The organism is Mycobacterium venezuelense (assembly GCF_054919535.1).
The window spans coordinates 36,813-49,368 of the sequence record NZ_JBONDW010000023.1; the positions used below are offsets into that span (position 1 = coordinate 36,813).

At 66.0% G+C, this 12,556-nt stretch carries 14 protein-coding genes; 10 read left to right on the plus strand and 4 right to left on the minus strand.

Annotated elements, in window-relative coordinates; translation table 11 throughout:
- Positions 1–3 precede the first annotated feature (3 nt).
- A complete protein-coding gene (locus ACRCUN_RS29050; protein ID WP_462145086.1) occupies positions 4–762 on the minus strand; it encodes an endonuclease/exonuclease/phosphatase family protein in 759 nt (252 codons plus the stop codon).
- Positions 763–824: 62 nt separating this feature from the next.
- Here ACRCUN_RS29050 and ACRCUN_RS29055 point away from each other — a divergent pair, with 62 nt between their 5' ends.
- Positions 825–1,373, plus strand: coding sequence for a nucleotidyltransferase family protein (locus ACRCUN_RS29055; RefSeq protein WP_462145087.1), 549 nt, complete (start codon positions 825–827; stop codon positions 1,371–1,373).
- Between the two features lie 45 nt (positions 1,374–1,418).
- On the opposite strand, the gene ACRCUN_RS29060 is transcribed toward ACRCUN_RS29055, so the two are convergent.
- Complete coding sequence (locus ACRCUN_RS29060; protein WP_462145088.1) at positions 1,419–2,384, minus strand: helix-turn-helix transcriptional regulator; 966 nt, start codon at positions 2,382–2,384, stop codon at positions 1,419–1,421.
- A 62-nt stretch (positions 2,385–2,446) separates the two neighbouring features.
- On the opposite strand from ACRCUN_RS29060, the gene ACRCUN_RS29065 reads away from it, so the two are divergent.
- Both ACRCUN_RS29065 and ACRCUN_RS29070 read left to right on the plus strand, forming a co-directional pair.
- Positions 2,447–2,971: a DinB family protein gene (locus tag ACRCUN_RS29065; protein WP_462145089.1), complete on the plus strand. Its 525-nt coding sequence runs from the start codon at positions 2,447–2,449 to the stop codon at positions 2,969–2,971.
- 3 nt (positions 2,972–2,974) lie between these two features.
- Positions 2,975–3,577: a DinB family protein gene (locus tag ACRCUN_RS29070; protein ID WP_462145090.1), complete on the plus strand. Its 603-nt coding sequence runs from the start codon at positions 2,975–2,977 to the stop codon at positions 3,575–3,577.
- Positions 3,578–3,587: 10 nt separating this feature from the next.
- Here the strand turns inward: ACRCUN_RS29070 and ACRCUN_RS29075 are convergent, their stop codons facing one another.
- On the minus strand, positions 3,588–4,187 hold the full coding sequence (locus ACRCUN_RS29075; RefSeq protein ID WP_462145091.1) for a TetR/AcrR family transcriptional regulator: 600 nt from the start codon (positions 4,185–4,187) through the stop codon (positions 3,588–3,590).
- Between the two features lie 93 nt (positions 4,188–4,280).
- On the opposite strand from ACRCUN_RS29075, the gene ACRCUN_RS29080 reads away from it, so the two are divergent.
- The 7 genes from ACRCUN_RS29080 (at position 4,281) to ACRCUN_RS29110 (ending at position 11,742) form a co-directional block, all read left to right on the plus strand.
- Complete coding sequence (locus ACRCUN_RS29080) at positions 4,281–5,279, plus strand: oxygenase MpaB family protein (protein WP_462145143.1); 999 nt, start codon at positions 4,281–4,283, stop codon at positions 5,277–5,279.
- Positions 5,280–5,331: 52 nt separating this feature from the next.
- On the plus strand, positions 5,332–6,690 hold the full coding sequence (locus ACRCUN_RS29085) for an ABC1 kinase family protein (RefSeq protein WP_462145092.1): 1,359 nt from the start codon (positions 5,332–5,334) through the stop codon (positions 6,688–6,690).
- A complete protein-coding gene (locus ACRCUN_RS29090; protein WP_462145093.1) occupies positions 6,691–7,596 on the plus strand; it encodes an alpha/beta fold hydrolase in 906 nt (301 codons plus the stop codon). It abuts the gene before it with no gap.
- A 166-nt stretch (positions 7,597–7,762) separates the two neighbouring features.
- Positions 7,763–8,635: a cyclopropane mycolic acid synthase family methyltransferase gene (locus ACRCUN_RS29095; RefSeq protein ID WP_462145094.1), complete on the plus strand. Its 873-nt coding sequence runs from the start codon at positions 7,763–7,765 to the stop codon at positions 8,633–8,635.
- A gap of 199 nt (positions 8,636–8,834) precedes the next feature.
- Positions 8,835–9,695: a cyclopropane mycolic acid synthase family methyltransferase gene (locus tag ACRCUN_RS29100; protein WP_462145095.1), complete on the plus strand. Its 861-nt coding sequence runs from the start codon at positions 8,835–8,837 to the stop codon at positions 9,693–9,695.
- Between the two features lie 94 nt (positions 9,696–9,789).
- Entirely contained in the window at positions 9,790–10,485 is a 696-nt protein-coding gene (locus ACRCUN_RS29105; RefSeq protein ID WP_462145096.1) for a YciI family protein, read from the plus strand.
- A gap of 6 nt (positions 10,486–10,491) precedes the next feature.
- Entirely contained in the window at positions 10,492–11,742 is a 1,251-nt protein-coding gene (locus ACRCUN_RS29110; RefSeq protein ID WP_462145097.1) for an RNA polymerase sigma factor, read from the plus strand.
- 51 nt (positions 11,743–11,793) lie between these two features.
- On the opposite strand, the gene rplA is transcribed toward ACRCUN_RS29110, so the two are convergent.
- Positions 11,794–12,501, minus strand: a complete 708-nt coding sequence (gene rplA / locus ACRCUN_RS29115; RefSeq protein WP_462145098.1) for a 50S ribosomal protein L1 — start codon at positions 12,499–12,501, stop codon at positions 11,794–11,796.
- Positions 12,502–12,556 lie beyond the last annotated feature (55 nt).

Genomic DNA, 12,556 nt, shown 5'->3' on the forward strand with positions numbered 1-12,556 from the left:
GCGTCACGGCTCGGATATGTCGACGACGAGCGCGCGGTGATCGGAAATCGGCAGGCGCGGCGCAGCGCATTCGATGACTTTGAGCGTGGGGTCGTCGGTGAGGATGTGGTCGAGCTGTTGGTCGGGGGCGTCGGCCGGAAACGTCGGTGCGGATCCGAGCGCGCGCCAGTTCCCCGGCCGGCCCGGCCCCATGTTGAGATCCCCTACGAGCAGCCTGGGTCCGGCAAACCCGCTGAGATCGCGCACCAGATGGCGCAGCTGGACTTTGTTCCAGCCGGGCACGAACGACAGGTGTGTGTTGGCCACGGTCAACGGCCCCAGCGGGGTGTCTATGCGGGCCACGACGGCGGCCCTGGGCTCCTCGTGCACGATACGTATGCCCCGGACCGCAGGAAGGTACATCGGAAACCGCACCGGGATGCGCGGCAGACGCAGCACCTGCCAGTTCTCGACCGGAAAGCGCGACAACAGCGCGATGCCGTAGGCGGCGGTTCCCGGTTGTTCGCGCCCGGTGGCCGCCATCCAGGTGGCCCCGGGAGTGCCCGAGATCGCAGCGACGAACCGGTGGTGGACCGCGTTCATGGCCTTGGCCGCGACAGCGGTCAGGTCGGCTTTCCCCGAGCGCGGCTGGTCACAGTCGACCTCTTGCAACGCGAGGATGTCCGCGTCGAGTTCGGTCACCGCGGCCGCCAGCCTGTCGAGGTCAACATTGCCTTCGTGAACGCTGCGTCCGTGCAAAATGTTGAAGGTGGCCACTCGCATGGGTACTTGGTACCCATCTGGAAGACTCCAGCAACCGCCGTCGACGAATCCGGGATGGTCACGTGCTCGATAGAAACGACGAATTGCGCGACGCGCTCAAACGCGCGGCGTCGGCCTTCAAGGCCCACGGCCCCGAGTTCGCGCTCGCGGGCAGCTATGCGCTGTGGGTATACGGCGCTCCCGAGCCGGTGCACGACGTCGATTTCGTCGTCGCGGAGGTCGATGCCGAGGCCGCCGAGGTGACGTTGCAGAAGGCCGGCTTCCGTATCGTCCGCACACCCGAAGACTGGCTGTTCAAGGCGTATTCCGGCGATGACGTCCTGGTCGACGTGCTCTACCAGCTCAACGGTGTGTCCGTGGATGCCGCAACGCTGGGGTCAGCCGATGTGGTCGACGTGCTGGCCATCCGGATGCCCGTGCTGCCGCCGACGCTGGTGGTTTCGGAAAAACTGTGTTCGCTCAACGAACATCACTGTGACTTCGCGGCGCTGCTGCCCGCTGCCCGTGCGGTGCGTGAACAGGTCGACTGGGACACGGTCCGCGAAGCCACCGCCGACAACGATTTCGCCGCGGCGTTCCTTGTGCTCACCGATCGTCTGGGGATCACGTAGCCAGCAGACGTGAAAGTGCCCGGTACGGCTGTGTTCTGGGTGCATTCACGTCTGCTCGCCACAGGAGGCGCGCAGCAGCCGCTCGCTGACGTCGCGGACCGCGGCGGCGACCTCGGGCGGTTCGAGCACCTCGAAATCGTGACCGACGGTGGCGAAGTAGAGCACCATGCGTTCGGGGTCGTCTGCGCCTGCGGTGAGGATGCACGCGTCCGACCCGTCGGCTTCCACGGTCACCGATGCGGCCGAGAACTTTTGAGCCACAATCTCTTGCGGGGCGTGGAAGCGGACCCGGGCGACGTAGCGGTACGGCGAGGCGCTGATCGAGCGCTGCACATAGCTGGCGGCGTCGGGCGCGTCGCGGCCCGTGAAGGTGCTGCCCATGGCTCGCACGTCCGACATGCGGTCGAGCCGCAAGCTGCGCCAATCCTCCCGGTCACGGTCGTAGGCCATCAGATACCAGCGCCTGCCGGTGGTCACCAATTGGTAGGGCTCAAGCCGCCGCTGCGTGCTGTTGCCCCGGATGTCGGTGTAACCGGCGCTCACGTGTTCGTGGTCTCGGCAGGCGCGCGCCAGGGTCATCAGGACATCGGGGTCGACGGGCGAGTCCGATGACGTCGGCGCCAGCGTGACGGTCGCGTCGTGCACGGCCGACACCTGGGAGCGCAGCCGGGCCGGCATGACCTGGTCGAGTTTCGACAGGGCGCGCAGCGCGGATTCGCCGACGCCTGCGACGCTACCGCCGGCGGCAAGGCGCAGGCAGACGGCCATCGCCACGGCCTCGTCCGGGTCGAGCAGCAGCGGGGGCAGCGCGGCGCCCGCACCGAGCTGATAGCCACCGCCGTGACCCTTGCTCGCGTGAACCGGATAGCCCAGGTCACGCAGCCGCTCGATGTCTCGCCGCACGCTGCGGCCGGTCACCCCGAGCCGTTCGGCCAGTTCCTCTCCGGTCCAGACACGACGAGACTGCAGCAGACCCAGCAGTTGCAGCACCCGGCTGGTCGTTTCGGACATGGCAACAGTCTGCCGGAGTTTTAGGACCGAAACTGTCCTATATCCCTGCGAAGCTAGGTCTCATGAACAAGGACCTTCTCTTCGATCAGTTGGATTTCCACTGGAGAGGCCAGTTGCGGCCGAGGCTGGACGGCCTGACAGACGACGAGTACTTCTGGCAACCGGTGCCCGATTGCTGGACGCTGCACCGCGACGGTTCGATCGACTTCACCTACCCAGAGCCGCAGCCCACACCGTTCACCACGATCGCCTGGCGGCTCGCCCACGTCATCGTGGGTGTCCTGGCGATGCGCAACCACTCACATTTCGGCGGCCCGCCTGCCGATTACGAAACCTGGCCGTATGCGACCGAGGCAGCCACCGCGCTCGGCCAGCTCGACGACGCCTACCGGAATTGGGTCGACGGCGTGCGCACGCTGAGCGAGGATGACCTCGACCGCCCCGTCGGGCCGGCCGAAGGCCCATGGGCTGAACACTCGATGACCGAACTGGTCCTGCACATCAACCGGGAGGTCATCCACCACGGCGCCGAAATCTGTTGCATCCGTGACCTTTACACCCACACCGCCCACCCGAAGGAGAACTGAGCAATGCCAGGTATGCCCCCTCCCGCCGCCGACGAACGCCAGACCCTGCTGGAGTTCTTGGCTTTTCAGCAGAACGCGTTCTTCGCGGTGGCTCACGGCCTGACCGACGAGCAGGCCCGCGCCACGCCGTCGGTGAGCGCACTGTCGGTCGGCGGGCTCGTCAAACACGCAACCGGGGTCCAGAAAGGCTGGGCCGACCGCGCCGCGCACGCCCCCACGTCCCCGCCGCCGGACCCGCGCCCGATGGAAGAGCAGATGGCCGACTATGCCGATCAGTACGTCATGCGTGAGGACGAGACACTGGCCGGCCTGTTGGACGCGCTCAAGGCGCAGAACGCCGAGACGCTGCGGGTTTTCGCCGAGCAGGATCTCGACGCCGCCGTGCCGGTTCCGCACGGCGTGCCGTGGTTCCCGCAGGACATCGACAACTGGTCGGTGCGCTGGGTGGCCATGCATCTCATCGAGGAACTGAGCAGGCATGCCGGCCACGCCGACATCATTCGCGAATCCATCGATCGCGCAACGATGTACGAGTTGATGGCGGCCGAAGAGCAGTGGCCCGAGACCGACTGGATCAAGCGCTGGCAGCCGGCCGGGCAGGCCTGAGCACCCGGGCTCAGCGGCCCAGCACGAGCTTGAGGGCATGGTCGACGACGACGTCCAGATCGTCGCCGAGGTTGCCCGACAGCCACTGCTGGGCCAGCTCGGCCATCGCCCCGGTGTACATCGCCGCGCCGATCTGGGCGGCCACCGGATCCGAGCCGGGGTAGAGCCGTCCGCCCTCACTCAGCACGGCTTCCCGCAGGAGGTCCTGCGTCGCCGCGCGTCGCGCCGCCAGTACCGGGTTGGCGCGCGCGTCGGTGAACAGCACCCGCCCGCGCCGCGGATCGGCCGAGCTGAATCCGAGCACCGCGGCGATCCCGGCCCGGGTGCGGGCGCGCAGCGAATTCCCGGCATCGGCCATCGCGGCTTCCACATCGGCCGCGAGCAGCGCGCTGACTTCGTCGTACACCGCACCGAGCAGGTCGTCGGTGTCGCGGAAGCTCTCGTAGAAGTAGCGCGTGTTCAGTCCGCACTCCCGACATATCGAGCGCACCGACACCGCTGCCTCGCCGCCGTCCCCGAACAGCCGAAACGCCGCATCGACCAGTAGGGCTCGGCGCTCGGCCCGGCGATCCGTCAACGGCACGCCGGCCCATCGGGTCGGGGTCGACATCGCTACAGCCTATGTCTGGTCACACCCGTAGCCAAACGTTATTGTGGTTACAGTCGTGACCAAACCGCGCACAAGGGAGCGCATGCCGTGTTTATGCCGCATGAATTCGTCGGGCAGTGGCTCAATCAGAAGTTCGACCGCGACATCCGCAAGCACTATTTCCGGGGGATGGATTTCGCCGGACCGCAAGGCGACCCCGGCTGGTTCGGGCCCGGCAGCGCGGTGTGGCACGTGCACTCGCATCTGCACGCCCTGATCTTCGGCCTGCAGTGCGCGGCATACATGGAACGCCTTGACCCGTCGATCTACTGGATGGGCATGCACCACTCGCGGCTCGTCCAACGCGACGAGAACGGCGTGGCCAGCCCGCGCATCGATCCGGCGGGCGCGGCCGTGCGGCTCGGCCATTCCATCGCGTTCTTCATCGGCACCGCGTACGGCTCCACCGAGACCGCCGAGCGGTTGGCCAAGACCGTGCGCTCGATGCACCACACCATCAAGGGCACGCGTCCCGACGGCGCCGTCTATGACGCCGACGATCCGGACTGGCTGCGCTGGAACTACGCCACGGTGGTGTGGGGCTTGGCCACCGCGCACGAGCTGTATCACCCACAACCGTTGCGCGGCAAGAAACTTGATCGCTACTACGGCGAGTTCGTCCGGGTCGGCCATGCGCTCGGCGGCACCGACCTGCCGACCACCAAGGTCGAGACGCTGGACTGCCTCGAGTCCTACCTCCCCCGGCTCGCGCTCACGCACGGTGCGGCCATGGCCACCGGCCCCAACCTCGGGCTGCCGCAGAGCGCGATCGACTGGGCGATCCGCGACACCATGCCCAAGTGGGCCATGCAGTTGATCCAGCACCAGTCCCCCAACTTCGTGGAACGGGCCGCGCGCCGCAGCATGGCGTGGTCGATCATCAACGGACTTGAGCTGGCGGCCGGGCCGACGCCCGAGTTCCGGCAGGCCAAGGCGCGGGTGGCCGACGGAATCGACCCGGCGCTCGCGCCGCACACCGTGCCGACATATGTGCCGGGCAGCGACGCGTTGCTCAGCCGCGAGGAGGTCGAGAACAGCTTTGCGACGGTGTGACGCGCAGCACACATATTTTTGGCAGTACCGCGGGTTTTGAGACACTGCAGCTATGAGCACTACGCCGCCGAAAACCAAGCACCGCGAGGTGGCCAAGTTGGATCGGGTGCCTCTGCCGGTTGAGGCTGCCCGCATCGGCGCGACGGGCTGGCAGATCACCCGCACCGGCGCACGCGTCGTCACCAACATCCTCGGCCGCGGCTCGCTGCAGCAGAAGATCGTCAAACAGATCCCGCAGACGTTCTCCGACCTCGGGCCCACCTACGTCAAGTTCGGGCAGATCATCGCGTCGAGCCCGGGCGCGTTCGGCGAGCCGCTGAGCCGCGAGTTCCGCGGGCTGCTCGACCGCGTGCCCCCAGCGGGTACGGAAGCTGTGCAAGCACTCCTCAAAGAAGAACTCGGCGACGATCCGCACAATCTGTTCAAGTCGTTCGACGACAAGCCGTTCGCGTCGGCCTCGATCGCCCAGGTGCACTACGCCACGCTGCACAGCGGCGAGGAAGTCGTCGTCAAGATCCAGCGGCCGGGTATCCGTCGCCGGGTCGCCGCCGACCTGCAGATCCTCAAGCGGGGCGCGCAACTGGTCGAGCTCGCGAAACTCGGGCGGCGGCTGTCGGCGCAGGACGTGGTCGCCGACTTCGCCGACAACCTCGCCGAGGAACTGGATTTCCGCCTGGAAGCCCAGTCGATGGACGCCTGGATCTCACACATGCACGCCTCGCCGCTCGGCGAGAACATCCGGGTTCCGCAGGTGTATTGGGATCTGACTAGCCAGCGCGTGCTCACGATGGAGCGCGTGACCGGTGTGCGCATCGACGACGTTGCCGGCATCCGCAAAAAGGGCTTCGACGGCACCGAACTGGTCAAGGCCCTGCTGTTCAGCGTCTTCGAGGGCGGCCTGCGGCACGGGCTGTTCCACGGCGATCTGCATGCAGGCAATCTCTATGTCGACGACGCGGGCAAGATCGTGTTCTTCGATTTCGGCATCATGGGCCGCATCGATCCGCGCACGCGCTGGCTGTTGCGTGAGCTCGTCTACGCCCTGCTGGTCAAGAAGGACCACGCCGCTGCGGGCAAGATCGTCGTGCTGATGGGTGCGGTGGGCACGGTGAAGCCGGAAGGGCAGGCGGCAAAAGACCTCGAAGCGTTTGCTACGCCCCTCACCATGAAGTCGCTGGGCGATATGTCGTATGCGGAAATCGGCAGGCAATTGTCGGCCCTCGCCGATGCATACGACGTCAAGCTGCCCCGCGAACTCGTGCTGATCGGCAAGCAGTTCCTCTACGTCGAGCGGTACATGAAGCTGCTCGCGCCGAAGTGGCAGATGATGAGCGACCCGCAACTCACCGGGTACTTCGCCAATTTCATGGTCGAGGTCAGCCGCGAACACAAAGACGAGCTCGAGGCCTAGATGCAGGTACGAACCGGGTACGCGAAGTCCGGCGATCTCGACATCTACTACGAGGACATGGGCGACCCCAACGATCCGGCGGTGCTGCTCATCATGGGTCTCGGCGCGCAGCTTCTGCTGTGGCGGACCGGGTTCTGCGAGAAGCTCGTCGACCAGGGATTGCGGGTCATCCGCTACGACAACCGCGATGTCGGACTGTCGACCAAACTGTCCGGCCAACGCGTCGACTCGTCGCTGGCGATCCGCATGGCCCGGTCATTCCTCGGCCTTCGCAGCCCGTCGGTGTACACCCTCGAAGACATGGCCGACGACGCCGCCGCGCTGCTGGACCATCTGGACATCGACAGCGCCCACGTCGTCGGCGGCTCGATGGGCGGCATGATCTCGCAGGTGTTCGCGTCGCAGTACGCGACCCGCACCAAGACACTCGCCGTGATCTTTTCCAGCAACAACCAGGCGTTCCTGCCGCCGCCGGGAGCCAAACAGCTGCTGTCGGTCATCACCGGCCCGCCGGCGAATTCATCACGGCAGACGATCATCGACAACGCCGTACGCATCAGCAGGCTCAACGGCAGCCCCGGCTATCCCACACCTGAAGAGCGCATCAGGGCCGAAGCGGCCGAACTCTACGACCGCGCCTACTACCCGGCAGGCATCGCGCGGCACTTCGCCGCGATTCTCGGCAGCGGGAGCCTGCGCGGGCACGACAAGCGGATCACCGCGCCGACCGTTGTCATCCACGGCCGCGCCGACCGGCTGATGCGTCCGGCCGGCGGTCGTGCGGTCGCCCAGGCGATCGACGGCGCACGGCTCGTGCTCATCGACGGCATGGGTCATGAGCTGCCCGAACCGGTCTGGGACGAGATCGTCGGCGAGCTCAAGACCAACTTCGCCAACGTCGGCTAGTTTGCGTTCGCAACGTCAATTCGCGGGCGACGACTTTGCCCGCGCCTTAGCACTCGGTAGCTGACCGAACGGGGTTTACGCTTTGCTGCAGTCTGGGGGGGCGAGCTAGGTCAAGACGTGGCCTGGTGCAGCTCTCTCCGGTCGGTCCGCCCCGAGAGGTAACGCGATGGCCAAACAGCCGCAAGAGCTCAAACCGCACTTCGACGACGTACAGGCGCATTACGACCTGTCCGATGATTTCTTCGCCCTGTTCCTGGATCCCACGAGGACCTATAGCTGCGCCTATTTCGAGCGCGACGACATGACGCTCGAAGAGGCGCAGATCGCCAAGATCGACCTTGCGCTCGGCAAGCTGGACCTCGAACCGGGGATGACACTGCTCGACGTCGGATGCGGCTGGGGCGCGACGATGATGCGCGCCATCGAACACTATGACGTCAACGTCGTCGGCCTGACCCTCAGTAAGAACCAGAAGGCCCATGTCGAGCAGCGGTTCGCGAACTCCGACAGCGCCCGCGACAAGCGAGTGCTGCTGGCCGGCTGGGAACAGTTCGACGAGAAGGTGGACCGCATCGTGTCCATCGGCGCCTTCGAGCACTTCGGCCACGACCGCTACGACGACTTCTTCGCCTTTGCCTACGACGCGCTGCCCGACGACGGCGTGATGCTGCTGCACACCATCACCGCGCTGCATCCGCGCGAGGCGCACCACCGCGGAATCCCCCTGACCTTCGAGCTGGCGAAGTTCATCAAGTTCATCCTCACCGAGATCTTCCCGGGTGGGCGGCTGCCGTCGATAGAAATGGTCGAGGAGCACGCCGCGCGCGCGTCGTTCACGCTCACCCGCAGGCAGTCGTTGCAGTTGCACTACGCGCGCACACTCGACCTGTGGGCGGCCAATCTCGAGGCGAAGCACGACGAGGCCGTCGAAATCCAGTCCCAGGAGATGTACGACCGATACATGCACTACCTCACCGGATGTGCGAACGCCTTCCGAATCGGCTACATCGACGTCAATCAGTTCACGCTGCAGAAGTAGACCGTGTCGGTTGCCGCTTCGCTGTCTCGCGTCGGCGGCTGATCGGTTTGCGCAGGCACCGATAACATACTGGTCACAACCGGGTCTTTTTTGTGTTTGCCCTCGGTATTGATTGACAGTAGTCGAGCCCTACCAGGTGGGACCTGTTGTAGGCTGGCCACTCGGCGGGGAGAACTTCAAGGCTTGGAGCATTTCGTACATGTCTAAATTGACTCCGAAATACGAAGAACTACAGTCGATCTACGACATTTCCAACGAATTCTACGAGCTGTTCCTCGGCCCGACCATGGGCTACACGTGTGGCTATTTCGAGCGCGAAGACATGACCGGCGACGAGGCGCAGATCGCCAAGTTCGACCTGGCGTTGGGCAAGCTCGGGCTGGAGCCCGGCATGACGCTGCTGGACATCGGCTGCGGCTGGGGTGCCTGCATGGCGCGCGCGATCGAGAAGTACGACGTCAACGTCATCGGCCTGACGCTCAGCGGTGAGCAGCGCGAGTATGCGATCGAGAAGCTGTCCAAGGTGCCGACCCAGCGCAACGTCGAGGTACGCCTGCAGGGCTGGGAAGAGTTCGACGACAAGGTCGACCGCATCGTCTCGATCGGCGCCTTCGAGCATTTCGGATTCGAGCGCTATCCGGCGTTCTTCGAGACGGCCTACAACGCGCTGCCCGACGACGGCATCATGCTGCTGCACAACATCACCGGATTCGACCTTCGGCAAGGCCAGAAGCTCGGCCTGCACATGACGTTCGAAGATGCCCGGTTCGCCCGGTTCATCATGACCGAGATCTTCCCCGGCGGCCGCCTGCCCTCGGTGGAGATGGAGAAGGAAAAGGCGATCGAGGCCGGGTTCAAGCTCACCCAGTTGCAGGAGATCGGGCCGCACTACGTCAAGACGCTGAAGATCTGGGCGGACGCGCTCGAGGCGCACAAGGACGAGGCGATCGCGCTCCAGGGCCAAGAGGTCTACGACCGCTACGACAAGTACCTCAACGGCTGCCAGAAGTACTTCGCGTCCGGCCACATCAGCGTCCATCAGTTCACGCTGCAGAAGTAGTTCCGCACAGTTGTCGGATTGAGGCAACGCCGTTCGTCGGATGGGTAGAGAGTGGGAACAACCGGGTTCCGCTCCCTGACCGGAGGAGACGACGATGCACTACTTCGCCCTGCTGATCAGCCAGGAACGTGAGCTGACGCCTGACGAGGCCACCGCGGGTATGGCGGCCTTTCAGGCATTTCACGCCAAGGCCGGTTCGGCGATCCGCGCAGGCGATGCGTTGGCACCGACTGCGCAAGCCGTACGGATCACGGGTGGGCCCGATGCCCCGGTGGTGACCGACGGTCCGTTCGCCGAGGCCGCCGAAGTCGCTTGTGGTTACTACGTTCTCGAAGCCGACAATCTCGACGAGGCGCTTGCGCTGGCACGCGACATCCCGGTCGCCACGTTCGGTGCGGTCGAGGTGTGGCCGATGGTCGGGTGGAATCCGCCGAGCGAGCAACTGGGCAACGACTGGCTCGCGTTGCTGCTCGAACCGGAGGACAACGTCTGCGTTCCGAGCACCGAGGAATGGGAATCCGGGGTGTGTGCCCACACCGAATTCGGTAATGCGGCAGGCGAACACATTCTGTCCGGCGCACCGCTGCACCCGCCGTCGACTGCGACGACGGTGCGGGTGCGCAACAACGACGTCGTGCTGACCGACGGGCCTTACGTCGAAGGCGCCGAGGTGGCCAACGGCTTCTACGTGCTGCGCGCCGCGGATCGCGACGAGGCGGTCAAGCTCGCGTCGATGATCCCGGCGTCGGCCGTTGAACTGCGCCGGTTGGCCGGTGTCTCCGGCCTGTAGGCGTCGATGACCGAACTGGACGGCGTCTTCCGGCGCGAGTGGGGTCCGGCGGTCGCCACGATCGCGCGCTGGTCAGGTGACCTCACCATTGCCGAAGACGCCGTCCAGGAGGCCTGTGCGCAGGCGCTGCGCGTGTGGCCGTCCGACGGTGTGCCCGTCAATCCAGGAGCTTGGTTGACCACGGTCGCGCGCAATCGGGCGCTGGACCGGTTGCGGCGTGAAACTGCGCGTCCCGGAAAGGAATTCGCTGCCGTGTACGACGATGTCACGGCGCGGGCCGACACCGTGGGTGAATTGCACCCGGTGCGCGACGACGAGCTGCGGATGATGTTCACATGTGCCCACCCCGCACTCGACCGCAGCTCGCAGCTGGCCCTGACATTGCGGTTGATCTCAGGGCTCACCGTCACCGAGATCGCCCGCGCGCTGCTGCAGTCCGAGACCGCGGTGGGTCAGCGAATCACCCGCGCCAAGAACAAGATTCGCAAGGCCAACATCCCGCTGCGGGTGCCGCCCGCCGAACTGCTGGATGAGCGCACGCCGCACGTGCTCAGCTGTGTGTACTCGGTCTTCACCGAGGGCTATTTCCCGACCGGCGGCCCCTCTGCCATCCGTGACGAGCTCTGCGACGAAGGCGTACGGCTGGCGGGCGAACTCTGCTCGCTGATGCCCGCCAACCACGATGCCCACGCGCTGGCAGCCCTTGTGCTCCTGCATGATTCACGCCGCCGCACCCGCGTCGACGACTGCGGCGCACTGATCCCGCTCGACGAACAGGACCGCGGCCGGTGGGACCGGGGCCGCATCGCGCGCGGCCTCGAGCAGCTGCGGCTCGCCGAGGGCGCCACGGGACCCTATCTGCCGCAGGCGGTCATCGCGGCAGTGCACGCGACCGCCCCGAGTTGGCACGCCACAGACTGGGCGACGATCTGCCTCGCCTATGACCGGCTGCTCACAATGCTCGACTCCCCGGTCGTCGCCGCGAACCGCGCCCTGGCCATCGGGTTCCGGGATGGCTTCGAGGCCGGCCTCGCCGCGTTGGACGCCGTCGCCACCGATCCCCGGCTGGCGCGGTCGAACACGACGGCCGCGATCCGCGCAGACCTGCTGCGGCGCGCCGGGCGCGTTCAGGATGCGCTGCGCTGGTACCGCGTCGCTCTCGACCACGACAGCCCTGGACCGTCCGAACCCGCGGCCGCGTTCCTGCGCAGGCGCATCGCCGAACTCAGCCCCGAAACGCCGAATGGCCAGTTATGACACGTGATTCGACGAATCTTGTGTCACAACTGGCCACTCGGGCTAGAGGATTTACGCCTCCGTGAAGTTCCGCGTGACCGCCGGATCAACCGGGATACCCGGGCCCGTGGTGGTCGACACGGTGACCTTCTTGAGGTAGCGACCCTTCGAGGACGACGGCTTGGCACGCAGCACCTCGTCGAGTGCGGCGCCGTAGTTCTCGGCCAGCTTGGCGTCGTCGAACGACGCCTTGCCGATCACGAAGTGCAGGTTGGCCTGCTTGTCGACACGGAAGTTGATCTTGCCGCCCTTGATGTCCTGAACGGCCTTGGCGACGTCGGGGGTGACGGTGCCGGTCTTCGGGTTCGGCATCAGCCCGCGCGGGCCCAGCACGCGAGCGATGCGGCCGACCTTGGCCATCTGATCCGGGGTGGCGATCGCGGCGTCGAAGTCGAGGAAGCCGCCCTGGATCTTCTCGATCAGGTCGTCGCTGCCCACCACGTCCGCACCGGCGGCAGTGGCCTGCTCGGCCTTCTCACCCACGGCGAACACCGCGACGCGGGCGGTCTTGCCGGTGCCGTGCGGCAGGTTGACGGTGCCGCGCACCATCTGGTCGGCCTTGCGGGGGTCAACGCCGAGGCGGATGGCGACCTCGACGGTGGCGTCCTGCTTCTTGGAGGAGGTTTCCTTGGCCAGCTTCGCGGCCTCGAGCGGCGTGTAGAGCTTGGTCTTGTCGACCTTCTCAGCCGCCTCGCGATATGCCTTGCTGTTCTTGCTCATTATGTGTCCAATCGTGTTGTTGGAGTCGTGGTCGTGCGGGCCGATGCCAGCCCTG